This is a genomic window from Natrinema salinisoli, assembly GCF_020405205.1.
Taxonomy (GTDB): Archaea; Halobacteriota; Halobacteria; order Halobacteriales; family Natrialbaceae; genus Natrinema; species Natrinema salinisoli.
Window position 1 is genome coordinate 1,033,397 of record NZ_CP084469.1, and the last position, 21,896, is coordinate 1,055,292.

Annotated in this window: 23 protein-coding genes; 13 read left to right on the plus strand and 10 right to left on the minus strand. The window is 65.0% G+C overall.

What is annotated here, in order from left to right; translation table 11 throughout:
* Positions 1-23: 23 nt before the first annotated feature.
* Positions 24-1,844, minus strand: coding sequence for an SLC13 family permease (locus LDB05_RS05135; RefSeq protein WP_226006851.1), 1,821 nt, complete (start codon positions 1,842-1,844; stop codon positions 24-26).
* A 102-nt stretch (positions 1,845-1,946) separates the two neighbouring features.
* Between LDB05_RS05135 and LDB05_RS05140 the strand changes: the two genes are divergently transcribed.
* Both LDB05_RS05140 and LDB05_RS05145 read left to right on the plus strand, forming a co-directional pair.
* Positions 1,947-2,336 (plus strand): tautomerase family protein, encoded by a 390-nt coding sequence (locus LDB05_RS05140; RefSeq protein WP_226006852.1) that lies wholly within the window; start codon positions 1,947-1,949, stop codon positions 2,334-2,336.
* A gap of 107 nt (positions 2,337-2,443) precedes the next feature.
* Positions 2,444-2,905 (plus strand): universal stress protein, encoded by a 462-nt coding sequence (locus tag LDB05_RS05145; RefSeq protein ID WP_226006853.1) that lies wholly within the window; start codon positions 2,444-2,446, stop codon positions 2,903-2,905.
* A 50-nt stretch (positions 2,906-2,955) separates the two neighbouring features.
* On the opposite strand, the gene LDB05_RS05150 is transcribed toward LDB05_RS05145, so the two are convergent.
* From LDB05_RS05150 to LDB05_RS05160, 3 genes are all read right to left on the minus strand, one after another.
* On the minus strand, positions 2,956-4,209 hold the full coding sequence (locus tag LDB05_RS05150) for an ArsA family ATPase (RefSeq protein ID WP_226006854.1): 1,254 nt from the start codon (positions 4,207-4,209) through the stop codon (positions 2,956-2,958).
* 72 nt (positions 4,210-4,281) lie between these two features.
* Positions 4,282-5,700 (minus strand): glycosyltransferase family 2 protein, encoded by a 1,419-nt coding sequence (locus tag LDB05_RS05155; protein ID WP_226006855.1) that lies wholly within the window; start codon positions 5,698-5,700, stop codon positions 4,282-4,284.
* A 102-nt stretch (positions 5,701-5,802) separates the two neighbouring features.
* Positions 5,803-6,903 carry a pyridoxal phosphate-dependent aminotransferase gene (locus LDB05_RS05160; protein ID WP_226006856.1) on the minus strand — a complete coding sequence of 367 codons (1,101 nt, stop codon included), beginning with the start codon at positions 6,901-6,903 and terminating at the stop codon, positions 5,803-5,805.
* 177 nt (positions 6,904-7,080) lie between these two features.
* Between LDB05_RS05160 and LDB05_RS05165 the strand changes: the two genes are divergently transcribed.
* Both LDB05_RS05165 and LDB05_RS05170 read left to right on the plus strand, forming a co-directional pair.
* A complete protein-coding gene (locus tag LDB05_RS05165) occupies positions 7,081-7,593 on the plus strand; it encodes a CinA family protein (RefSeq protein ID WP_226006857.1) in 513 nt (170 codons plus the stop codon).
* Between the two features lie 126 nt (positions 7,594-7,719).
* A complete protein-coding gene (locus LDB05_RS05170) occupies positions 7,720-8,205 on the plus strand; it encodes a metal-dependent hydrolase (RefSeq protein WP_226006858.1) in 486 nt (161 codons plus the stop codon).
* A gap of 142 nt (positions 8,206-8,347) precedes the next feature.
* On the opposite strand, the gene LDB05_RS05175 is transcribed toward LDB05_RS05170, so the two are convergent.
* Positions 8,348-9,322, minus strand: a complete 975-nt coding sequence (locus tag LDB05_RS05175; RefSeq protein ID WP_226006859.1) for a cell division protein CdpA domain-containing protein — start codon at positions 9,320-9,322, stop codon at positions 8,348-8,350.
* A 216-nt stretch (positions 9,323-9,538) separates the two neighbouring features.
* On the opposite strand from LDB05_RS05175, the gene LDB05_RS05180 reads away from it, so the two are divergent.
* The 4 genes from LDB05_RS05180 to LDB05_RS05195 all read left to right on the plus strand — a co-directional run bounded on the left by LDB05_RS05180 (position 9,539) and on the right by LDB05_RS05195 (position 12,236).
* Positions 9,539-9,826 (plus strand): DUF5789 family protein, encoded by a 288-nt coding sequence (locus LDB05_RS05180; protein WP_226006860.1) that lies wholly within the window; start codon positions 9,539-9,541, stop codon positions 9,824-9,826.
* Between the two features lie 4 nt (positions 9,827-9,830).
* Positions 9,831-10,526, plus strand: a complete 696-nt coding sequence (locus LDB05_RS05185) for a CPBP family glutamic-type intramembrane protease (RefSeq protein WP_226006861.1) — start codon at positions 9,831-9,833, stop codon at positions 10,524-10,526.
* A 76-nt stretch (positions 10,527-10,602) separates the two neighbouring features.
* On the plus strand, positions 10,603-11,040 hold the full coding sequence (locus LDB05_RS05190) for a DUF302 domain-containing protein (RefSeq protein WP_226006862.1): 438 nt from the start codon (positions 10,603-10,605) through the stop codon (positions 11,038-11,040).
* Between the two features lie 119 nt (positions 11,041-11,159).
* Positions 11,160-12,236: an AI-2E family transporter gene (locus tag LDB05_RS05195; RefSeq protein WP_226006863.1), complete on the plus strand. Its 1,077-nt coding sequence runs from the start codon at positions 11,160-11,162 to the stop codon at positions 12,234-12,236.
* Between the two features lie 27 nt (positions 12,237-12,263).
* Here LDB05_RS05195 and arcD read toward each other — a convergent pair whose 3' ends face one another.
* Complete coding sequence (gene arcD, locus LDB05_RS05200) at positions 12,264-13,700, minus strand: arginine/ornithine antiporter ArcD (RefSeq protein WP_226006864.1); 1,437 nt, start codon at positions 13,698-13,700, stop codon at positions 12,264-12,266.
* A gap of 260 nt (positions 13,701-13,960) precedes the next feature.
* Entirely contained in the window at positions 13,961-15,262 is a 1,302-nt protein-coding gene (gene nreA / locus LDB05_RS05205; RefSeq protein WP_226006865.1) for a DNA repair protein NreA, read from the minus strand.
* 284 nt (positions 15,263-15,546) lie between these two features.
* Between nreA and LDB05_RS05210 the strand changes: the two genes are divergently transcribed.
* The 3 genes from LDB05_RS05210 (at position 15,547) to LDB05_RS05220 (ending at position 17,660) form a co-directional block, all read left to right on the plus strand.
* Positions 15,547-15,726, plus strand: a complete 180-nt coding sequence (locus tag LDB05_RS05210) for an HVO_2753 family zinc finger protein (RefSeq protein ID WP_006184530.1) — start codon at positions 15,547-15,549, stop codon at positions 15,724-15,726.
* Between the two features lie 2 nt (positions 15,727-15,728).
* Positions 15,729-15,995 (plus strand): elongation factor 1-beta, encoded by a 267-nt coding sequence (locus LDB05_RS05215; RefSeq protein WP_226006866.1) that lies wholly within the window; start codon positions 15,729-15,731, stop codon positions 15,993-15,995.
* 750 nt (positions 15,996-16,745) lie between these two features.
* Positions 16,746-17,660, plus strand: a complete 915-nt coding sequence (locus tag LDB05_RS05220) for a DMT family transporter (protein ID WP_226006867.1) — start codon at positions 16,746-16,748, stop codon at positions 17,658-17,660.
* 171 nt (positions 17,661-17,831) lie between these two features.
* Here LDB05_RS05220 and LDB05_RS05225 read toward each other — a convergent pair whose 3' ends face one another.
* Together LDB05_RS05225 and LDB05_RS05230 are read right to left on the minus strand one after the other, a co-directional pair.
* Positions 17,832-18,266 (minus strand): hypothetical protein, encoded by a 435-nt coding sequence (locus LDB05_RS05225; protein WP_226006868.1) that lies wholly within the window; start codon positions 18,264-18,266, stop codon positions 17,832-17,834.
* Positions 18,267-18,375: 109 nt separating this feature from the next.
* The gene (locus tag LDB05_RS05230; protein ID WP_226006869.1) at positions 18,376-19,053 is read right to left on the minus strand and encodes an MBL fold metallo-hydrolase; all 678 of its coding nucleotides are present in this window, start codon (positions 19,051-19,053) and stop codon (positions 18,376-18,378) included.
* A gap of 145 nt (positions 19,054-19,198) precedes the next feature.
* Here LDB05_RS05230 and LDB05_RS05235 point away from each other — a divergent pair, with 145 nt between their 5' ends.
* Positions 19,199-20,194 (plus strand): terpene synthase family protein, encoded by a 996-nt coding sequence (locus LDB05_RS05235; RefSeq protein ID WP_226006870.1) that lies wholly within the window; start codon positions 19,199-19,201, stop codon positions 20,192-20,194.
* On the opposite strand, the gene LDB05_RS05240 is transcribed toward LDB05_RS05235, so the two are convergent.
* A complete protein-coding gene (locus tag LDB05_RS05240; protein WP_226006871.1) occupies positions 20,195-21,361 on the minus strand; it encodes a cystathionine gamma-synthase in 1,167 nt (388 codons plus the stop codon).
* A gap of 226 nt (positions 21,362-21,587) precedes the next feature.
* Between LDB05_RS05240 and LDB05_RS05245 the strand changes: the two genes are divergently transcribed.
* The gene (locus tag LDB05_RS05245; protein WP_226006872.1) at positions 21,588-21,896 is read left to right on the plus strand and encodes a 50S ribosomal protein L21e; all 309 of its coding nucleotides are present in this window, start codon (positions 21,588-21,590) and stop codon (positions 21,894-21,896) included.

Sequence of the window (21,896 nt, forward strand, 5' to 3'; positions counted from 1 at the left end):
GTCAATCGCCGTCCCTTTCCCTGTTACCCCTGGAACGCCTCCGCGAACTCGGTCGGTAAGGTTCCCACTTCGATTCCCCAGGCGATCGGGAGCCAGCCGATCGCGACCAGCGTAATGAGGACGATACCGATCAAATTGAGGCCGACGCCGATTTTGGCCATCTGCGGGAGGGTGATGTAGCCGCTACCGAAAACGATCGCGTTCGGCGGCGTCGCGACCGGCAGCATGAACGCGAAGGAAGCGGCAGTCGCGCCCGCGATCATCAGGCCGAACGGGTGGACACTGATTCCGACGGCGACGCCGGCGAGGATCGGCATGAGCATCGCCGTCGTCGCCGTGTTCGACGTGACCTCCGTCAGGAAGATCGTCATCACGACCACGGCGAACAGGATGACGATCATCGGCACGCCTTCGAGGAGCCCGAGCCCTTCGCCGATCCACTCCGCGAGGCCGGTGTCGCCGAAGCCGGTGGCGATCGCGAGGCCGCCGCCGAACAGGAGGATGACGCCCCACGGGATGTCGACGGCGTTCGTCCAGTCGAGCAGAAATGTTCTGTCGCCGTCCGGGGTTCTCGTGGGGAACGTAAACAGGACCATCGCGCCGCCGATCGCGACGATCGTATCGGCGTCGTCCGGCGGCGTAATCCCGAGCAGCGGATCGAGCAGGCTCGAGCCGATCCACGCCGCGGCCATCCCGGCGAAGACGACGGCGACCAGTTTCTCCTGTCGCTTCATCGGCCCGAGTCGCTCGAGTTCGCGGTCGATAGTGTCCGCGCCGGCGGGGAGTTCGTCGAACTGCGGCGATACAGCGCGCGTAACGTACGTGTAGACGGCAACGAGACCGATCAGCGAGATCGGAACGCCGTAGAGCATCCACTCGGCGAAGGAGACCGACTGGTCGAAGAGTGCGTCCGCCTGCCCGGCGAAGAGGACGTTCGGCGGCGTGCCAATGAGCGTCGCGACGCCGCCGACGGACGCGCCGTAGGCGATACAGAGCATCAGCGCGATCCCGAAGGAGAAACGCCCTTCGCTCGTGTCGATCGCCAACTCGGTCTCGTCGATCAGGTCCGCGGTCTGATAGATGACCGCCAGCGCGATGGGCGTCATCATCATGACGGTCGCGCTGTTGGACACCCACATCGAGAGGAACGCCGTCGCGAGCATGAAGCCGAGAATGAGCCTCGAGGGCTCGGTGCCGACGGCCTTGATCGTGCGGAGCGCGATCCGCCGGTGGAGTCCCCACCGTTGCATCGCCATCGCGAGGAAGAACCCGCCCATGAACAGGAATATTAGCGGGTGACCGTACGACGGCGTCGTGTCCGCGACGGGAAGCGCACCGGTCAGCGGGAACAGGACGATCGGCAGCAGCGACGTCGCGGGGATCGGGATCGCTTCGGACATCCACCAGACGGCGACCCACGCGGTGACGGCGGCGACCGCCTTCCCCGCGGCCGACAGCCCGTCCGGCGTCGGGGACAGGAAGATGAGACCGAACAGGATCGGTCCGAGAACGAAGCCGATCTGCTGTCGAAGACCGTACGTCCCGCCGACGTCGAACGGCGAATCGTCGCCGCGGCTTCCCCCGTCCCCACCACCAGGCGAACCGCCACCGGAATCGCCCTCGTTTCTCGGCCCGGTTCCGCCGCTCCGGTTTCCGTCGCGCCCGCCGTCGGGAAATACTCGTCGCGCGAGGCGTCGTTCTTCGGCGGTGAGCTCGTCCAGATCAGCGATCATGCCCGGTGCATCGAGCGTGAGATACGCCTTCGTCCGTGCGTTAGCGACCCAGAGATATCGCCACAGCCGCCGCGAAACCGCTCGAGCGGTCCGCTCGCGTTCGCCCACCATACGGACGACCCTCCCACGAGCACGCCAATAAATAGTTATCGCTTACACGGATCGGATGTCGGTCGGCGGAACGAACAAGCCGATGGCCGGACGAGTCGCGGTATGCCGCTGTTACAGTTCGACACGACGCTCTCGCTATCGGACGCGGAGAAGACGGCGTTCGCCGAGCGAGTAACGGACCTGTACACGTCAGAGATGGCGACGACGGCGGGGCACGTCGCCGTCACGATCCGCGAGCGCGACGGGGCAGACCTCCACCTCGGGCGCGCCGTCGAGGGGCCGCTGCTCTTTCTCGACGCGGAGATCCGTCGCGGCCGCTCGTTCGAGCGAAAACGGTCGTTCGCGCTCGCTACCATGGCGTACGCCGGGGATACCTTCGACGTTCCCGACGAGAACATGAAGGCCGTCTTCACCGAACATCCCGGCGAGGCGATGATGGGCGTCGACCGCGTCGGCGGCGAGTGGAACGGCGACGACGACGCGTCCGAGTGAGCCTCGAGTCCGCAGTCGGCGGCCGGAGCGCATCGATTCGAGTCGTTGGAACCGGTCCGAGAGCCCCCGCTGAAACCACTATCCGTCTCGCTCCCGAACGTGCTCGTATGTACCGCGTGCTGTGTCCGATCGACGACGACGAATCGCGAGCGCGGGCGCAGGCGGCGGCCGTCCGCGGATTCCCGGGCGCTGCGACCGACGTGTCGGTCGACCTACTCCACGTCCGCGAGACGGGAACGGCGGGTGACGCCGAGTGGGCAGCGGGCGGGTTCGCGGACGAGTACGCCGCCGAGATGGAGCGGGTGACCGAGGACGATACCCTCCCCAAATCGGTCGAAACGGCAGTAAACGCGCTCGAGGCGGGTGACATCGAGTGGACGGTTCGGCAAGCGACGGGCGATCCCGCGGCGACGATCCTCGCGGCGGCCGGGGAGTACGACAGCGACGTGATCGTTGTCGGCGTCCGCAACCGATCCCCGGTCGGCAAGGTGCTGTTCGGGAGCGTCGCACAGGCCGTCGTTCTCGACAGTGAGCGGCCGGTGACCCTGGTCCCCGCGGAAAACGAATAACGCGCGACACGACACCGGTTCGTCGAGTATCGGCGCCGGGAAGACCGCGACTACCGCAGACAGGCTGCGACGACCTCGAGCATCCCCTCGCCGCGTACTTCGTCAGCGAACAGCGGGACGCGTCGAACGTCGGTTCCGCGGAAGAGATCCTGTGCTTCCGCCAAGGCAGACTGCTGGACGTCCCAGCGCCGTTGACAGAACTCGCAGTCGTCGAGGTTCGGCTGGAGGAACTCGCCCTGTACGTCGTCGGTAACGTTCGACAGCGGCTCCATCACCCGGTTGACGACGACGGTTCCGACGGGGATTTCGAACTCCTCGAGTTGCCGACGCAGGCGCTTCGATTCGAAGACGCTCATCTCCTCAGGGACCATCACGATCCGGAAGTCGGTCCGCGCCGGATCGCGTAGTACGGCTCGCAAGCGCTCGATTCGCTCGCGCAGTTCCTCCAGGTCCTCGAGATCCGCTCCGTCGTCGGGGGCCCCGCCGCCGAACATCCCCTTGACCCCGTCGATCATTCCGCCGATGCGCTGGCGGAACTTCACGAGTCGGCCCATCATCGTGTCCATGATCTCGGGCAACTGCAGCAGGCGCAGGGTGTGGCCCGTCGGTGCCGTATCGACGACGACGCGCTCGAAGCGCTCGTCGTCCATGTACTCGAGCAGCAGTTGCATCGCGGCCGCCTCGTCGGCTCCGGGCATCGCACCACCGAAGAGGGCGTCCATCGGCGACTCGCCGCCGAGCATATCTCCGAGGCCGCCGAGGGGGCCGGCTCCGCCGCCCTCTGCGCCGGGGAACGGAGATCCGCTTCCGTCTTCGCCTGAGAACGGGGACTCGCTCTCCCCGCCGCCGGCGAACGGAGATTCGTCACCCGTTCCCGCGCCTGCGCCGCCGAAGGGGGTGTCCCCGCGCTCGAGCGCGACTTCGGGATCGATCTCGGCCGCGTAGAGCGGGATGTCGTCGCGGATCCGTCCCGGTTCGGCCGGCACGTCGGTTTCGAACGTGTCCGACAGCGAGTGAGCCGGATCGGTCGAAACGACTAGCGTCCGGGTGCCGCCACGGGCGCTGTCGAGCGCGGTCGCGGCCGCCATCGTCGTTTTTCCGACGCCGCCCTTGCCGCCGTAGAGGACGTAGTCCGGCCCGTCGATCGGCTCGTCGGACGGCTCGACGTCGATCGTCTCGCGCTCGTCCGGCTCCGCGTCGTCGACGGAATCGGTCGGCGTCACCTCGATGGTGTGTCCGCCGCCGTCGCTGTCCCTCGCTGCGTCCTCGTCCTCGTCGACTGACTCGGCGTCGATGCCGCTCATACGCCGTGATTCCCGGTCCGGACACGAGTATTCGTCGGTCTCGATCACCGGTCGCGGAACCGATCGCCCGCGTCACTCGGGTAGCGTCCCCCGAATCGACGACTCGTTGCCGCTGACCGCATCGCGGAGCGCCAGCGCGATCGGGACGGTCCAGAGCGTCAGGTACAGCGCGTGAGCAACTGAGTTCGAGAGCAGCGAATAGTGGAGCCTCGCGCTTCTGCTCTCGAGGGGAATTGCGCTCCGGGCCGCGCGATGCGCTCGGACGCTGTAGTACGCCCAGCCGATCGCATTACAGACGACGAGCGCGAGCAGGGGACCGGCGAGCGAGACCCATCCGACCGCGAGCGACAGGACGACCAACACCCCTGCCGGAATCCCGACGACGTTCGTTCCTGCGAGCAGGCGTGTCAACGTGGTTCCCGCATTGTACCGGAATCGATCGACGGGAGACTGGGAAGGTCCGTGACACCACCGATTCGACTCGCGGACTTCCCGTCGCTTTTCGTCGATCCACGCATCGAGGGTAGCGGGACACCGGGTCAGGAGGTACCGGTCCAGGACGCCGAGGGCGTATCCTCGGCGGGACGCCGCGACGCCGAGATTCCGTCCCGCGATCATCGGATCGGGGTTGCGGTTCTCGAGGTCGTCCAGCACGCGGCCCGTCAGGAAGTATCCCTCGTCGAGCAGTCGGAACGGCCCGCTGCTGGCGGTCGCGGTCGACAGCTCGGATCGTATCGCACCGCCCGCCGACTCGAGCAGCGGAAGGAATCCGTCGTCAATATTTCCGGCCGTTCGTTTGGCTTGAACGATATCGTACTCCTGCAGGCCGGCGACGGCGAGTTCGAGCGTGTCGACGGGGAGCCGCGTGCCCGGCCGGAAGACGGTGACGACCTCGTCGTCGGCGACCGAGAGCCTCGTGATCGCCTCGGACAGCATCGCTGACTCGGCCTGGGAATCGCCGCAGGTACTCCGTGTCTCATCGCCTGGTCGGTCGGTCGGGAAGCCCTCGCCGTCGACCGCGACCGGGAGCACGTTCAGACCGTTCTTTCGGCCCGACTCGATGATATCGCCCAGCGCTGAGGCTCCGGGATCGTCGGTATCGTAGACGACGGCGACGCTGAGGCGGTCGACCGGATAGCTCTGTGTCGCGACGGACGCGAGCGTCTCATCGAGTAAGTCCCACCGGGTGCCAGCAACGGGTACGAGGACGCGGATCCGTCGCCGGAGACGCGCTGGCAGGCGACAGTGGGGTCCCGGCCCGTGACCGACGGCCGGTGACGCCCGCGCCGCATCGCGCCGACTGCCGTCGACTCGCCTCCGCTGTGTGTCCGGCTCGGGATCGGTCTCCGCCGCGTCGAGGACCCGACCCAGCGTCCGTTCGTCGACCGCATCGACCGGTCGGCGGACGAACAGTGCTGCGAGTCCGCAGTTGACCGCGAGGTACCCGACCTGCGTCAGGACGAACGCGGCGAGGACGGCCTCGAACACCATCACTCGTCGACCGGACGGTCCGGCTCCGTATCGGTATTGTGGCCGAGCGAGGTGGGAAGCCGGTGAGTGACGGGAGGGCAGACGAACGGGGTTGAGCCCCGCCTAGTCGAAGAACGCCGCCAGTCGGTCGGCGGCTTCCTCGACGCGCTGCGTGACGAGCGCGAACCGCAGCCACTCCGTTCGCGAACTCCCGAAGGCCTCGCCCGGCATTCCGGCGACGCCGGCCTCGTCGATCAGCCGCTCGACGTTCTCGAGCGTGCCGGGATAGCCGTCGAAGCGGGCCATCACGTAAAACGAGCCGTCGGGTCGCGTGTACGCCGCTCCGGCGGCGTCGAGCGCGTCGGTGAACGTCTCGACGCGCTCGCGGAGTCGGTTGCGATTCCGCTCGTAGTAGTCGGGCCCCGTCTCGCGCAACGCTTTCAGGACCGCGTACTGTCCCGGACGAGTGGTGGCGACGTTGACCAGCATGTGCCGACTCTTGGCGTTCGCGACGAGCTCCGACGGGAAGATCGCATAGCCCACTCTGACGCCGGTGATCGCCATCGATTTCGAAAAGGCGTTGGTGACGATCCGGTGGGTTGACTCTGTCTCGAGCGCGCTCGCGAACCGTCCCGAGAGGTCATAGTGGTCGTACACCTCGTCGCTGATCAGGATCGCGTCGTAGGACTCCGCGATGGCGACGAGTTCCCGCATGGTTTCGGCGGGATAGACTGCACCGGTCGGGTTGTTCGGCGTGTTCACCACGATCGCGGCCGTCTCCTCGCTCGCGGCCGCGCGGACGTCCTCCGGGTCGAGTTGTCCCTCGTCGTCCGTCGCGACGTACGATTGGGTCCCCCCGAGCATCGTCGTCTTCCCGGGATAGTACGGATAGACGGGATCCGTGAGCAGGATCTCGTCGCCGCTATCGCGCTCCAGGGCCCGCGCCATCGCGAGGTAGTTCGCCTCGCCGGCCCCGTTCGTGACGACGATCTGGTCGGCATCGACGCCGCGACGCGCGGCGATCTCCTCGCGCAGCTCGAACAGCCCTTCGCTGGGCGGATACTGGAACCGATCGGGCTCGAGATCGGCGTACTCGCGCAGCCCCTCTCGAAGCGCCTCCGGGGGCTCCCAGTCGGGATTCCCGCTGACCATGTCGACGACGTCGCGGTCCGCCGCGTTCGCGTACTTCATCACGCGGAAGAACAGCGGGGTCTCGTAATTCATAGCCGGTACTCGAGAGCCAGGCCTCGTTTTTCTTTCCGTTTCCGGGTCGAACGCGGCGGCGCTCCGGACGCTCGCTGTCGACCCGACCGCTCGAGTCGGATTCGCGGATACTATAGTTGCAGTGGCTACTATACTGTGACCCTCGCTTTCACAACGGAGCCCCACGTGGCGTCGAGTATGAACGACGATATCGATCGCGATCTGCCGATGGCCGTCGGCGACGCGCTTCGGGAAACGGACGAGACGCTGGCGGTCGCCGAATCCTGTACCGGCGGTCTGATCGGCGCCGCGATCACCGCCGTTCCGGGTGCCAGCGACTACTTCGATACGGGGTTGACGACCTACGCCTACGACGCCAAACGCCGTCACCTCGGCGTCAGTCGCGAAGCGCTCGACGAGCACGGTGCCGTCTCCGAACCCGTGGCCCGTGAGATGGCACAGGGCGTTCGAGACGTCACGGACGTGACGTGGGGCCTCTCGACGACCGGGATCGCCGGTCCGACCGGCGGGACCGAGGAGAACCCGGTCGGAACCGTCTACATCGGGATTTCCTACGGCGCGCCGTGGGGAAGCGAGGAGTCCTACGCGACCGTCTCCCGGTACGTCTTCGACGGCGATCGGGCAGCGGTTCGCGCGAAAACCGTCGAACGGGCGCTCGAGGATCTGCTCGAAGAAGTCGAGACGGGCTGAAACCGTCAATCGACGAATCGTAACGGTATTCCAGAGCTTGGGTAATCTCCATCTCCAGTGAAAGAGACGAACGGCGGACAGTCTCGAGAGAAAACTATTCCCATGCCCACTTCCAGATGCGAGTAGATGAACAAGAAAGGACACGTGCTGAACGCCGTCCTGTTGAGCCTCGGGCTGGGGTATATCCTCGAACCGTCGGGAAGTCTGGAGACGTTTCGAACGATCCTCGTCGTCGGTATCCCGGTGACGCTGGGTGCGCTCTTTCCGGACGTCGACACCGAATTCGGTAAACATAGAAAGACGTTGCACAACCTCCCGATTCTGGCCGGGTTCTACGCGTTTCCGATTTTCTTCGGGAACCTCGAGTACGTCTGGATCGGCATCTTGACTCACTACGTCCTCGACATCGCGGGGAGCAAGCGCGGGATCGCGCTGTTTTACCCGCTCTGGAAGAAGGAGTTCGGCCTGCCGATCGGCGTCGCGGTCAGCAGCAAGCGATCGGATATCATGATGGTGATCGTCACCGTCGCCGAACTGGCGGTCGTCGCGCTGTTCGTCTTCGAGATCCCTCAGCAGGGCGTCGAGATGAGCCGCCAGATGCTCGGCGTCTGATCGCCGGACCCGTTCTCGGCACGCGACACGTTCCCGTCGAACGGCGAATCGGCCGTCTCTCGTCGGCGGCTATCCCCCTCGCCGAGAGACCGCGTTCGGATGTCGTTCTCGAAGAAAAGGCCCGTAAACGACTGCCTCGATTCTATCGACGGTTCGCCGTCCACTCCTCGCAGGCGTCCATGTCGTCCATCGCCGTCTCGTGGCGAGCGCAGTAGGGAACCATCCCCTCCGAGGACCGTACGTACTCGAAATGCGTGCAGTTACCGCAGTAGCGATCCGCCGGCTCGTCGGGAGTTTCGGGCGGAGACTCGACGATCTCGGCGTCGTGACCGCCGCTCGAATCGAGCGGCGACGAAATATCCGAGGCCGCGGAGCCGCCGTCGCTGGTCGCAGCGCCGACGGGCCGACCGGGGGTCGATCCAGTTCGCGAAGACTGAGACGTGCGCTGGGAGGATCGGCTCCCTGCGTTCTCGTCGTAGGAGAGCGACGTCCCGCTATCGTCGTCCCCGTTGGTCTGCGTCTCGACTTCCCCGTCCGGCGTGCCGCCGAAGAAACCGATGCCGCCGAGTCCGCTCGACTCGTTAGACTCGTCGACTTCGAGGACCGTCCTGTTGTGACGGGTGACGTTCATCTCGAGGTGACCGCCGGGGTCGTTGCGCCGTTTGAACGTGGCGACGGCGACGAACAGACACCAGAGCGCGGGTAAGAGCCCGAGCAGGTAGATCGCGGATACCTCGAACGTGAGCTGGTCGCCGCCGTAGCGCCAGTGGTGGGGGTAAGCGTGCCAGAAGAGGACGACGCCGAGCAGGCAGAGGCTCGCGCTGATCGCGGCCGTGGCCTGAATGCGACGGCTGGCCGGCAAGACGACGAAGACGCCGATCAGAACGATCGGAACGCTGAGCCCGGCCAGGATTCCCGCAGCCCGGACGGTCGCGAATCGGGCGGCCATCTCTCCCCAGAGGTCGACCGCGTACCCGCCGAAGAGATCGGTCGTCGCCACCAGTACGGCCACGACGGCGAGAAGCGCGCCGAGGAAGACGAGCGCCGTCCCCGCGTACAACCGGCGACTCGTCACCCCCGGTGCGGTCCCATCGTAGGCTTCGGTCAGGCTTGTCATACCCGGTCGTTCGGCGTCCCATCACAAAACGATACGTCAGACACATCTCGGTTCTCGGAGGTGTATTCAGTCGGGGTCCGGAACTAGTTGATTCGGTTGATCGGCCAGCCAGACCGAGTCGCGGCACCTAACGCCGTATACGTGGGGCGAAGGAGTCACTTCATCGCGACCCGTGGAAACGAAAGCTTGAATCGCCGCCCTCGCAAACGACCGCCCATGAGCGACGAGGACGAGGATGCGGAACCGGCGGTTTCGCTCGGAGAGCACACCCCCGTCGAGGGCGCCCCCCTCGCCCGCGTGAGTTCGCGGCTGACCTGGCCCAAAGAGAAGAGCGAGGTCGACCGTCTCGAGGGGGACGCCGTCATCAGGACGCCCGATGGCCCCCGGGAGCTATCCGGCGTGCTCGAGGCCGTCGACGAGACGTACTTCCAGCGCCATCAGGAGTTCGAGGGCCACGTCCGCGACGTGATCGGGACCGGTCCCGTCCCGACCGCCGACGAGTAACACCGTGGCCTCCGAGTCAGGTCGCGGCAGCGGTCGCTGGCTCCGGGACCGCCTGCAACTCTCCTGGGTCCAGCGGGCGTTACTGCTCGGTGCCGTACTGACGGTACTGTGGATGCGATTCGTCCCCAGCGACCTGACCCGCCGGGTCGTCGTCGACAGCGTGCTCCTGATCGGCGGCCCGCTCGCGCTCGGGCTGTCACACGGGAACCGCATCGGCTGGCGCGTCGATCGAACCGCCGTTCGAAACACCGTCCTCCTCGCACTGTTCGTCCTCCCCTTCTACGTCGTCGGGTCGACGTTACCGACGATCCGGGCGTTCTACCCGATCTGGCCGACGTCGGCCGCGCCGGCGGCGTTCGTCCCACACGCGATCAAGTTGTTCATTCTCGCGCTGGCCGCCGAGACCTACTACCGCGGGTTGCTCTGTGTCGGCGTCAAGAAGATCGGCTTCGGCGCGGTGTTCATCAGTCCCGTCGTCTACATGCTCCACCACGCCTCGAAACCCCCGATCGAGTTCGTGCTATCGGGGCCGACGGACGTCCTGTTCGGCGCAATCGACTACAAGTCCGACTCCATCCTCCCCTCTGTCGTCGCCCACGGCGGCGGTCTCGTCCTCCTCGACTGGCTGGTCCTCCACGAGCCGGTGTTCGATCCGATACTCGTGGTGCGATTCCTCGAGTGGCTGCCGATTCCAGTGTAGCCGATGATGTGGTCAGTTCCGTCTGCCAGGCGTCCCCAGCGACCAGTATAAGAAACTGGACGGCCAACAGTCCGATATGACGCTTCCCATCGACCCGACGAAGATCGACCCGGAGGATTACGGCGAACACCGCGCAGTGCTCGAGATGGGCCACGAGGAGGCCATCGAACACACCCGCGAGGTGTTCACCCAGGCCGGCTTCGGCGTGCCGGCCGAGTTCTCTCCCTCGGAGTTGCTCAACGAGAAGGTCGACGCGGATCGGGATCCCTACTACGTGCTCGGCGCCTGCAATCCCGAGATGGCCGACCGAGTGCTGGACGTGACGGAACGGATGGGCGCGCTGTTCCCCTGTAACGTCGTCGTCTGGGAGGAGGAACCCGGCCGACAGGTCGTCTACCACGTTTCGATCATGAAGATCGCGCGCTTGCTCGGCATTGCACCCGACGACGAGAACTGGCAGGAGATCGTCGACACGACCGGCGAGATGGTCGACGAGGCGTACGCGAACCTCTAGGTCCCGGTTCCGGTCGGGCGACTCGTTGCGGCGACAGTCTCTCGGTGAACGTTGTCACCTTAGCCAAATTTACAGTCAGAAATATTAATACTTATAGTGACGATCCGTGACGTCGAACTATGGACGCCCGTGCATCGTTTTTCGCCCTCCTGCTTTGCGTCCTCTGCGGACTCGCCGCGCTGTTGGTCCTGCCTCTCGTCGAGTACGTGCTGGCGGCCTGTCTGTTCGCTGTCGTCCTCCAGCCCGCGTACGAGCGACTGGCACCGCGAATCGGCCCGCGGGTGGCGGGGCTCGCGCTGACCGGTGTCGCCGTCGTCGCCGGCATCCTCCCGTTGGTCCTCATTTCGGTGGTCGTGCTTCGGACCGCCGTCTCGACCCTCGAGTCGGTCGATACTGATCGGATCCTCGCACACGGACGCGATATCGCGCGGAACGATCTTGGGATGAGCGACGAGTCGGTCGCTGCCTTCGAAGCAGCGGTCCGATCGGAACTCGAGGGATCGATTCCGGGCGCTGCGGAGCTGACGGTGAGTCGGACTGTCGATATTGCGACGACGAGCATGGACGTCGGGGTCGGGATACTCGTCCTCGTCTTCCTGGTGTACTATCTGCTGGTCGACGGTGCAACCTTCGTCGCCTGGGTTCGAGAGGTCACACCGCTCGATCCTCGAGTACTCGACGAACTGTTCGCGGAGGTCCACAACGTAACCCGGGCGGTGCTGCGAAGTCACGTCTTCGTGGCGGTCGTACAAGGGATCGTCGGCGGGCTGGGACTCGCATTGCTCGGCGTCCCGTACGCGACCACGCTGGCGGTGATTCTGGTCGTCGCGGCGTTTCTGCCGACGATCGGCGTCTGGCTCGTCTGGGGTCCAGTTACGGTCGCTCACGCGGCCTCGAGCGGTCCCGCGCGCGCGGCTCTCGTGTTGGGATACGGAGTCGCCGTTCTCACCGTGACGGATAACTACCTGCGTGCGTATCTCGTCGATCGGGGATCGGGGCTGCATCCCCCGACGGTCCTGCTGGGCGTCGTCGGCGGGATCTACCTCTTTGGAGTCGTCGGACTGTTCGTCGGCCCGGTTATCCTCGCGACGTTCAAAGCCTGCGTGACCGTCGTCGATCGGCTCGAGTGGACTGCTCCAGGCGACTCCAACGCCGGTATCGAACGCGACCCAGCGCTGCCAGAAACCGAGCAGTGACCGGATACGAACCGGTTTTTCTGTCGGTCAGTCGGCCGTTTGCGCTCGCTCGGCTCGATCGGTCGTCGGCACGCCGCGACCGGTCAGCGCCATCGCGAACAGGACGAGCGGCGACAGCAGCCCGAACAGGTAGAACGGCGCGTACTCGAGGGTCGGAACGCCGGTCGCGGAGGCCATGAAGACGCCGCCGGCGTGCCACGGAATGAGCGCGCCGGTCGGCGTCCCGGCGGCTTCGACGGCCCGTGAGAGTTCTTCGCTGTCGAGGCCGAACTCCTCGTAGAGGTTTCGAAGGGTCAGTCCCGGCATGACGATGCTCATGTACTGCTGGGCGGTGAGCGCGTTGATCAGGATGGCGGACGCGCCGGTGCCGGCGATCAGACCGCCGGAGCTCCGGACGCCCCGCGAGAGGCGATCTGCGAGGACGGCCAGCACGCCGGTGTGCTCGAGCAGGCCACCCAGCGAGAGCGCCGCGACGACCACGGTGATCGTCCAGGCGGAGCCGGTGAGCCCGCCGGTCGCGAGGAGGTCGTTCACGAGGTCGGTCCCTGTCTCGGGGGCGGTGCCGCTCATGAAGACCTCCCAGGCGGCGACGAAGCCGGTGCCCTGGACCAGGATGGAGGTGAAGACGCCGGCGAAGACGCCGGCCACGAGCGTCGGGAGCGCGGGGTAGCCGTAGAGCGCGAGGCCGAACGTGACCACGAGCGGCAGGAAGACGAGGACGGAGAGATCGTACGTGCCCGCGAGCGCGGTCTGAATATCGGCGACGCGGCCGACGGGGATCTCGCCGCTCCGTCGCAAACCGAGGGCGGCGAATCCTGCGACTGCGAGGCCGAACGCGATGGCTGTGCCCGTCCGCATGCGATAGATGTGGTCGTACAGCGGCGTGTTCGTCACGCCGGCCGCGAGGTTAGTGGTGTCCGACAGCGGCGACTGCTTGTCGCCGGCGTAGGCACCCGAGATGACCGCGCCGACGGTCATGGGAGCCGGGACGCCGAGCCCCGCGCCGATCCCGACGAACGCGACGCCCAGCGTCCCGACCGTCGTCCACGAGGATCCGATCGAGAACGCGACGACCGCCGCCAGAACGGCTGTGACGGGCAGGAACACGGTCGGGGTCAACAGCTCGAGGCCGTAGTACATCATCGCCGGGATCGTCCCGGCGTCGACCCAGGTGGCGATCAGCGCGTAAATCGTGAAGAGGATCAACAGGGCCTGTATTCCCATCAGGAGGCCGTTCGAGATTCCCTCGGAGAGGTCGGTCCACCGATAGCCGAGGTAGCGACCGAACGCGCCGACGAAGACGATACTCCAGAGGAGTGGCACGTGGGGGGCCAGCCCGAGCAGGGCCGACCCGATGCCGAGAAACACGATCACCGCAAGCACTGGGACGAGCGCGAGACCGAACGACGGCCGTCGCTCGGGGTCGAGATCGTCGATCGATGTCGGTGTAAAGTCGAATGTCATCATCCGCAGTATGCATTTGGGGCATAAAAGTAGAACGGTTTATTACCCAAACGTATGTTTTGCGATACCACTGGACATATTACTGCCGGAGAGACAGTCAGGTCTCTAAATCAGTCGAAATAGCTCGAACTCGAGGCGGCCGGGATCCCGGGCGATAGCGCCCGTGACGCGACGGGAGTTACGACAGTCCCCGAGCGGCGTCAGGTTCGAAGCGCCGGCGGCTACCTGTTTTGTCTTTTACAGGGTGAGATACCGGTCGCTCACTCAGAGGTGGAAAAGGCGCTCAGATTCGACTGCAACCCGGCCGCGAGTTCGGATTTGCGTCGCAGTCGCGCGTAGGAGACCGGTAATCGGTTAGCGACCCCCGAAACCGCGTCGTGGAAGGTTTCCGCTTCACCGTGCTCGCCCTCGAAGGCGTTGCGAACGCTTTCCCGAACCTGCCAGACGCCGACCGGCGCCCAGTAGTCGTCGCTCACCTCCCGGAGGACGAGACACTTCGCCTGCCGGCCGATCGACTCGAGGTGCTCGAGGACGCCCAGTCGAGCGGCGTAGTAGGCGCCGGCGGTCTCCTCGACGTAGCTCGAGCGGCCCTCGTAGCCCTCGGAGGCACTCGCCATCCAGATGTTGTCCTCGGGGTCGGGGTTCCAGATGCTACCCGGTGCCTTCATTTCGACGAGTTCGAACTCCCAGTTGCCGGGCGCGAGGACGATCCAGTAGCGGTTGCCGACGTACTCGTTGGCCCAGACCTGCACCTCGTCGATGCTGGGTGCGTTCCGGATGCGGCCGCGAAGGAATTTGCCGACGGTGTCGTCGACCGCGGTAATCGACCAGCGCGTCGGGACCAGCCGCCGCTGTTTGGTCTGCCCGAGCGCGCCTGCGGAGAGGATCGAGTTGATCTCGTAGACGTCGAAGCCGCGCCGGTAGAGGTAGGTCATCGCCCCCTGAGCCTGCCAGTCGTCGTCCTCGAGCGTCTTCTTGACCGGTCGCGGGACGTAGGGATTCTCCCGCAGCTCCGCGTTGCTGGCGTTCGCGCGTGGACCGCGGGGCGTGGCGACGTCCGTGCCCGCGTCCAGTCCGAGGTCGGGTTTGTCGTCCAGTCCGATCTCGAGGTCGACCGGACGATCCGCGATGGCGACCTCGCGCTGGACGCCGACGAAGCCGTCCCAGACGTCGTCGACCGAGGGCGTCATCCGGCTCGCGATGCTCGGCGAATCGACGTTCGCGCGCTTGCTCGAGTTCAGGAGTCCGGTCCGGCGCTGGAGCACGTCGTCGATCGCGTACCCCTGCTGGTACCAGTCACCGTCGGTGACGTACTCCGCGGCGGCGTCCTCGTCCCCGACCGGCGAGAGTAGTCCCACTGGGATGTCCGGGTAGTTCGACCGGCCGACGAAGATTGACGGCGCGGTCGAGCCGACGAGCGTGTCGCCACTCAGGGCGTCGTCGAATTTCCGTTCGAAATCCGCCAGGTGATCCGTGATCGCGTAGGACTTCTCCTTGGCGAGGCGGCGACGCTCGGCCTCCTCGTCGGGCTCGAGGTCCTCGATGTAGTCGTCGAGGCGCATTCACTCGAAAGAGGGAGGGCACGGTGTTGAATGTTGAGTTTCGGGCCGCCGGTTTCGTCCACCTGGCGACCACGAACGTGTCAGAGGCAGAGGTCCGGCGGGCGACCGAACCTCACTCTCGTGTTCGATCCGGTGTATAAAATATCCAGCAGCGCATTCTCTGAGGCTGAAAACAGTCAAACAGCAGTACACCATCGGGTGGTGTGATGCAGTCGGTCGTCGATCGTCGCTCGGACGGCCGCCGAAAGACAACCGTTAAAAACGGCGGGCGGAAAAGGAGACGTATGAGTACGACCGACGACCGAGAGACGCGCTCGTGCGTCTCCTGCGGGCTCAACATCGCGGGCACGAACGCCGCTGCGTTCAAGTGTCCCGACTGCGGCCAGCAGATCTACCGCTGTGCCAAGTGTCGCAAACAGAGCAACCTCTACGAGTGCCCCGACTGCGGGTTCACCGGACCATAACAATGGGAAAAGTCGCTGCCAAAATCAAGGTCATGCCGGACAGCCCCGAAATCGACCTCGACGCGCTCCAGGAGCGCCTCGAGAGCGCCCTCCCCGAGGGCGCGAAGATCAACGGCGTCGAACGCGACGAAGTCGCGTTCGGCCTCGTCGCGCTCTATCCGACCGTGATCGTTCCCGACGGATCCGGCGGCACGGAGACCGTCGAGGAGAGCTTCGCCGACGTCGACGGTGTCGAGAGCGTCGCCGTCGAAAACGTCGGTCGGATATAAGCCGCCGTTCTCGCGTTTTGCAGCCGTTCGTCGCTCCCCGATAGCGACGGCCGTATCGAACCGGTGGAGACGCCGCCGCACTCGAGACGGCCCCACCGATTCGTGAGACCTGTCGCCGGTGACGAGTTCCGAACTCATCGAGGACCCGCTGGCGTGTCTCCGCGCGAAGATCGGGATCGGCAGTCGCCCTCCCACCCACATCAGATCGACGTTCTGGGGTGTACTAACGGCCATATCGCCCTCGGCGAAGCCCAGATGTGGGTCCCCGATCGTGACGTGACTCCGGCGTGGTTTCCGGACACCTCGGTCGGAGAGAACTCTCGTCGCTGTGAGAAAGACTCCGGAATAGTGTGATGAGAGACAGTTTTGAGATACCGAGTGATCGGACGGATCTCGAAACCGGGGCCAGATCTGCCTCAACACCAATGTTTAATGTTGTGTGGTGTGCTACCGACTATCATAGAGGTGGGAGAAACGATACGACTCGATCACGCCGACTGGCCACTCGAACCGATTCGATCCCAACCACTGTGACGGTACATCTTCGAAACCGTTGATTTTCTTCGACCGATAGCGACGTTCCAGAGCCGTGAGTCACGGTTGCGGCGAATCGCATGATGACATTGTGATTGGTTGTAACTCGCTTCAGTTGCTACGATAACCGATCTGATCACATCGAATCGAACTTCCGACTCGACGGTTTCGAAGCGGTTTCAGAGGCGTTATGAGTTGCGAGCGGGATCTGGGTGTATGGTTCTCGAGGCGTCGAACTCGCTGCTCGGTGTGGGTCTGGCGAGCGTTGCTGCCGTCGGGTTCGCGGGTCAGTTTCTCTGCGTTCGGCTCGGGACCGACGACGGCGAGGTCATCGACGCGGTTCTCGTCGTGTTGCTCTGCAACGTCGCCATCGTCGTTCCGGCCGCGTTCCTCTCGCACTCGCCGCCGTATTCGGCGCTGTTCACGCCGCTCTCGGCCGTGTCGTTCGCTGCGGCCGGCATCGCCGGGATGTTCGTCGCCCGCCTACTGATGTTCACGAGTATCGACGCGCTCGGTGCGAGCATCACCTCGCCCGTGATCGCCTCGAACGTCCTCTTCGCGACGATTTTCGCCGTCGTCTTGCTGGGGGAACGGCTGACCGCCAGTCACTTTGCGGGGATCGTGCTGATCGTCTCCGGGATCGCGGTCGTCTCCTGGGAAACGACCGCGACGGGTCCCGACCGGTCGGTGCGGGAGACCGGGACGATGCTGGCGCTTCCGGTAGCCGCCGCCGTCTGTATCGGTATCGAACCGATCTTCGTGTCAACCGGGCTCGCCGAAGGGACCCCGATTCTGCCCGGACTCGCAGTCATGGCGACCGTCGCAACGGCCGGCTTTACGGGCTACCTCGCCTGGATCGGTACGTTGGACCGAGTTCCGCTTCGCAGCGCGTCCACTGCCTGGTACGTCGCAGGCGGCGTCTCGACTACCGTCGCCTTCCTCGCGTATTTCGCGGCGCTCACCGTCGCTCCCGTCGTCGTGGTCATGCCGCTGTTACAGCTCACGCCGCTGCTCGTCGTCGTCCTCTCCCTACTCTTTCTCCCGCGGCGACTCGAGCGCGTCACGTGGCGCGTTACTGCCGCTGCGACCGTCGTCGTACTCGGGACGACGCTGGTCTCAGTGGTGGGATGAGTCGACCGTCATCGCGACGAACCGCTGGCGTGGTCATCGACGAAAGCTGCATACTGACGGGAGAGTGGCTATCGGGAACGCGCGCTCCCAGCGCGTCGGAGGTGCGTATTTCGACGGGACGAACGGCTCGAGAATCCCGTTCGCCGACACGGCGAGGGGTTCGGAACCGCGTTATCGATCTCGATCCCGATTCGCTCCCAGATCGGCCTCCGAGACGATCTCTGCCCCGACGGGGGAGAGATCGACGGTCACGTCCTCGGTAACCGCTTTACTGATTTCGTCCAGGTTCCCCGCGAGCACCGTCACCACGTCGTCGGGACTGGTGTAGACCAGCATGTTCCCGTCCTGTCCCTCCGCGACGAGCTGGGTATCGTTCAGGACGACCTGGTCGTTCTGAATCGTCGCCGAGACGACCGGCAGGGCTGCGGGCTTCCCCGGCTCGTCGTCCCTGACTTTGCGGATGTGAACCTCGTCGAGGTCGATTACCTCCTTGTACTCTTTGATCTGCTCGGCGCAGTCGACCATGTCGTTGAGCAGGGCGGTCCGACGCTCGTTGCCGTGCTCACCGTTGAGACAGTGCTGACAGACGCGGAGTTCGATTCGCATTACACGTTCGTTGGCGTTGGATACCGATGAGAATTCCGCTTCTACTCGCCCCGTCGCGACCGTGCGCTCACCCGTCGCAACTCCGAGACGGTGATCCGGGGGCCTCGGGTCACTCCTCTAACTGATCGCGTATCTCCCGGATCCGTTCGGTTCCGTGGTCCGCGTACCCGCCGTGATAGCAGACGGTGTGCTCGATCTCGAGTTGCGCCAGCGTCCCGAGAGACTCGACGGCGCGGTCCATGTCGGGCGTGAAGTGTGGTTTCGGACCGGCGAGCGGCTCCGCTCCGTCCGCGACGAGGGCATCGCCGGCGACGAGCAACGACCCGTCTGGGAAGTACAGCGAAACGTGCCCGGGCGAGTGGCCGGGCGTCGCGACGACCTCCATCGGCCCCGCGAGCGTCGGGAACCGGATCTCGTCGGCCAGTTCGATATCGACGTGGGCAGGCGGATATCGGTCACCGTCACCCTTGATCGGATCCTCCTCGCCCGAGACGTACGCCGATTCGTCGCGATGGGTTGCGACGATCGCATCGACCCGCTCGAGCAGGGCCGCGAGACCGCCGGCGTGATCCGCGTCGTGATGAGTCAAAATCACCAGCCAGACGTCCGTCAGCTCGTATCCCAGTGATCGCAGATGCGTCTCGAGGCCGCCCACGGCACCCTGGGGACCCACGTCGAGCAACGCGAGTCCGCGATCAGTTTCGACGGCCGTCGGGGTGACCGTAATTTCTCTGTCGCCGTATTCGACCGTGATCGGGAGCGTATGAACGCCAGCATCGTTCTGCATACAGGAGGTTTTCGGTGCCGGTACGATAGATTTGGCCCTCCGCGAACGCCAACCACGTTCGAGTTGCCGCCGAAAAAAAATTTATTTCACAGTAAAATATTTAATTACAACTGTTTTATTACCATCGGCTATGTAGTCGAGCGTGATGCAAAACGAGGTTCAGGTGCCATTGCTTGAGGACGACGATGCGCAGCTCGCTGCCGTTCGGCAGCAGGGACTTCCCGAGACGGTCGTTCCGTTGATCGATACCTACGAGGAAATCGTCGGTGACAGGGATCGATTCCTCTGGCGCTGGCTCTATCACCTGTTTCCGTCGTTTCGGCTGTCGTGCGTCGACGCCGACCGGGGTCGGATGGTCCGTGACACGAAGCTGATTGCGACGATGTACATCGTCGTCGCGGACGACGTCGCGGAACGCCACGCCGATCGGGCGACGTTCGACGAACTCGCGGCGATCCCGTTCGACGGTCGCCGTCCCGATCCGGATCGATCCGCCGTCGACGGCGACGTGGTTCGATTCCTGACGGATCTCTGGGACCGCTTCGAAGCGGCGTACGACGCGGGACCGCGCGCGGCCGAGTTCGCGGATCTGCTCCGGTTCGACCTTCGACAGGCACTCCAGGCGATCGAGTACTCCTATCTCGCGAATCGCCATCCCAGCCTCGTTTCGGAGCAGGAGCTCTGGCGGTACGACGCACGCAACATGCTGATGTTCGTCTACGCCGACATCGACCTCGCGAACGCGTCGTCGTTCGACTCGAGCGAACTCTCCTCGCTGCGCCAGGTCATCGATCGAACGGAGCGGATGGCCCGTATCGGCAACTGGCTCTCGACCTGGAAGCGCGAACTCGACGAGGGCGACTGGTGCTCCGGCGTCGTCGTCCACGCGCTCGAGAGCGGCATCATCTCCCAGGACCAACTGCAGTCGATCCGGCAGCAGCCGACCGACGCATCGATCGATTCGGTCGTCGACGCGATCAGCGACTCCGGCGTCGAGGACTACTTCCTCGATCGCTGGCGAACCGAATACGAAGACGCCAGCCGGTTCGAACCCGACATCGAGAGCGTCGACATCGATGCGTACCTCGAGGGCTTCGAAACCATACTGCGCTACCACATGGCCAGCGAAGGGAAGAAGTAGCTACGAGAGCGCCGTTTCGATCGCGCCCTCGAGGTCCGCGATCAGATCGTCGACGTGCTCGATCCCGACGCTGACGCGGATCAGGCTGTCCGAAAGGCCGGCCGCGAGCCGCTCTTCGCGCGGAATCGCGGCGTGGGTCATCGGCGCGGGTTGTTCGATCAAGCTCTCCACGCCGCCGAGGCTCTCGGCGAGGGTGAACACCTCGGTGTTCGAGACGACCTCGCTGGCCTCCTCGAGGCTCGCGTCCAGTTCGAAGCTCAGCATGCCGCCGAAGTCGTCCATCTGCTCGGCGGCGATCTCGTGGCCGGGATGGGACTCGAGCCCGGGGTAGTAGACGCGGTCGACGTCGGGGTGGTCGTCGAGCCAGCCCGCGATCCGCCGGGCGTTCTCGCAGTGGCGGTCCATCCGGACGGGCAGCGTCTTGGTGCCACGGAGGACGAGGAACGACTCGAAGGGGCCGGGCGTCGCGCCGACGGAGTTCTGGTAGAAGCCCAGTCGCTCGTCCAGATCCCCGTCGTTCGTGAGTAGGGCCCCGCCCACGACGTCGGAGTGGCCGCCGAGGTACTTCGTTAGCGAATGGGAGACGATATCAGCACCCAGATCGAGCGGCCGCTGCAGGTACGGCGTCGCAAACGTGTTGTCGATCGCGCAGAGCGCGTCGTGAGCGTGGGCGATCTCGGCCGCTCCCGAAATATCGACGATCGACATGAGCGGGTTCGTCGGCGTCTCGAGCCAGAGCAGCGCCGTCTCCTCCCGGAACGCCGCCTCGATCTCGTCGAGGTCGGTCATGTCCACGAAGCTGAACTCGAGGTCGTAATCCTCGTAGACCTGCGTGAAAATCCGATGCGTACCGCCGTAGACGTCGTTACCGGTGACGACGTGATCCCCCGCCTCGAGCAGATTGAGCACGGTGTTGATCGAGGCCATCCCGCTGGCAAAGGCGCGGCCGTACTCGGCGTTCTCGAGGCTCGCGAGGTTCGCCTCGAGGTCGGTTCGGGTCGGGTTACCGGTCCGCGAGTACTCGTAGCCGCGGTGGTCTCCCGGGGCGTCCTGCTCGTAGGTGGAGTTCGCGTGAATCGGTGTCATCAGCGCGCCGGTGTCGGCGTCGGGTTCCTGGCCCGCGTGGATGGATCTGGTCTCGATCCGGTGGTCGGAGTCGTCGTCCATACTGATATAGGCGATTCGCTGCCGGATGACTGTTTGGGACGATTGGCCCGCGCTCGCGGTCGGCTGCAAGCAGTAGTACCGCGCGAGCGGAGCGAGTGCGGCCTTTTTGGCGCAGATTTTTGCTCCGAGCGGTGCGCGAACGAAGTGAGCGCATCCCGAGGAGGAAAAAGGTGCGTGGGAATACGTGTGTTTTATAACCGTCACCGGACAAAGCGGTCGTACGACTATGCCGAAATCTAATGGCCCTCGTCAGGGAACCCGGAAGAAGCTCGCGAACAGTCCTCGAGACCGCGGTACCTCGCCGCCACAGCGCGCGATTCAGGAGTACGAGGAAGGGGAGAAGGTCCACCTGAAGATCGACCCAAGTATCCCGGACGGTCGCTTCCACCCGCGATTCGACGGTCGCACCGGTGAAGTCGTCGGCAAACAGGGCGACGCGTTCAAGGTCGCGATCAACGACGGCGGGAAGGACAAGACCCTGCTCGTGACCGCGGCCCACATGCGCGCACAGAACCAGGAAAAGAACCGGATCTGA

Bases quoted from the DNA above. Each gene is read 5' to 3' on its own strand.
- LDB05_RS05135 (WP_226006851.1), bottom strand. From the start codon at position 1,844: ATGGTGGGCGAACGCGAGCGGACCGCTCGAGCGGTTTCGCGGCGGCTG.
- LDB05_RS05140 (WP_226006852.1), top strand. From the start codon at position 1,947: ATGCCGCTGTTACAGTTCGACACGACGCTCTCGCTATCGGACGCGGAG.
- LDB05_RS05145 (WP_226006853.1), top strand. From the start codon at position 2,444: ATGTACCGCGTGCTGTGTCCGATCGACGACGACGAATCGCGAGCGCGG.
- LDB05_RS05150 (WP_226006854.1), bottom strand. From the start codon at position 4,209: ATGAGCGGCATCGACGCCGAGTCAGTCGACGAGGACGAGGACGCAGCG.
- LDB05_RS05155 (WP_226006855.1), bottom strand. From the start codon at position 5,700: ATGGTGTTCGAGGCCGTCCTCGCCGCGTTCGTCCTGACGCAGGTCGGG.
- LDB05_RS05160 (WP_226006856.1), bottom strand. From the start codon at position 6,903: ATGAATTACGAGACCCCGCTGTTCTTCCGCGTGATGAAGTACGCGAAC.
- LDB05_RS05165 (WP_226006857.1), top strand. From the start codon at position 7,081: ATGAACGACGATATCGATCGCGATCTGCCGATGGCCGTCGGCGACGCG.
- LDB05_RS05170 (WP_226006858.1), top strand. From the start codon at position 7,720: ATGAACAAGAAAGGACACGTGCTGAACGCCGTCCTGTTGAGCCTCGGG.
- LDB05_RS05175 (WP_226006859.1), bottom strand. From the start codon at position 9,322: ATGACAAGCCTGACCGAAGCCTACGATGGGACCGCACCGGGGGTGACG.
- LDB05_RS05180 (WP_226006860.1), top strand. From the start codon at position 9,539: ATGAGCGACGAGGACGAGGATGCGGAACCGGCGGTTTCGCTCGGAGAG.
- LDB05_RS05190 (WP_226006862.1), top strand. From the start codon at position 10,603: ATGACGCTTCCCATCGACCCGACGAAGATCGACCCGGAGGATTACGGC.
- LDB05_RS05195 (WP_226006863.1), top strand. From the start codon at position 11,160: ATGGACGCCCGTGCATCGTTTTTCGCCCTCCTGCTTTGCGTCCTCTGC.
- arcD (WP_226006864.1), bottom strand. From the start codon at position 13,700: ATGACATTCGACTTTACACCGACATCGATCGACGATCTCGACCCCGAG.
- nreA (WP_226006865.1), bottom strand. From the start codon at position 15,262: ATGCGCCTCGACGACTACATCGAGGACCTCGAGCCCGACGAGGAGGCC.
- LDB05_RS05210 (WP_006184530.1), top strand. From the start codon at position 15,547: ATGAGTACGACCGACGACCGAGAGACGCGCTCGTGCGTCTCCTGCGGG.
- LDB05_RS05215 (WP_226006866.1), top strand. From the start codon at position 15,729: ATGGGAAAAGTCGCTGCCAAAATCAAGGTCATGCCGGACAGCCCCGAA.
- LDB05_RS05220 (WP_226006867.1), top strand. From the start codon at position 16,746: ATGGTTCTCGAGGCGTCGAACTCGCTGCTCGGTGTGGGTCTGGCGAGC.
- LDB05_RS05225 (WP_226006868.1), bottom strand. From the start codon at position 18,266: ATGCGAATCGAACTCCGCGTCTGTCAGCACTGTCTCAACGGTGAGCAC.
- LDB05_RS05230 (WP_226006869.1), bottom strand. From the start codon at position 19,053: ATGCAGAACGATGCTGGCGTTCATACGCTCCCGATCACGGTCGAATAC.
- LDB05_RS05235 (WP_226006870.1), top strand. From the start codon at position 19,199: ATGCAAAACGAGGTTCAGGTGCCATTGCTTGAGGACGACGATGCGCAG.
- LDB05_RS05240 (WP_226006871.1), bottom strand. From the start codon at position 21,361: ATGGACGACGACTCCGACCACCGGATCGAGACCAGATCCATCCACGCG.
- LDB05_RS05245 (WP_226006872.1), top strand. From the start codon at position 21,588: ATGCCGAAATCTAATGGCCCTCGTCAGGGAACCCGGAAGAAGCTCGCG.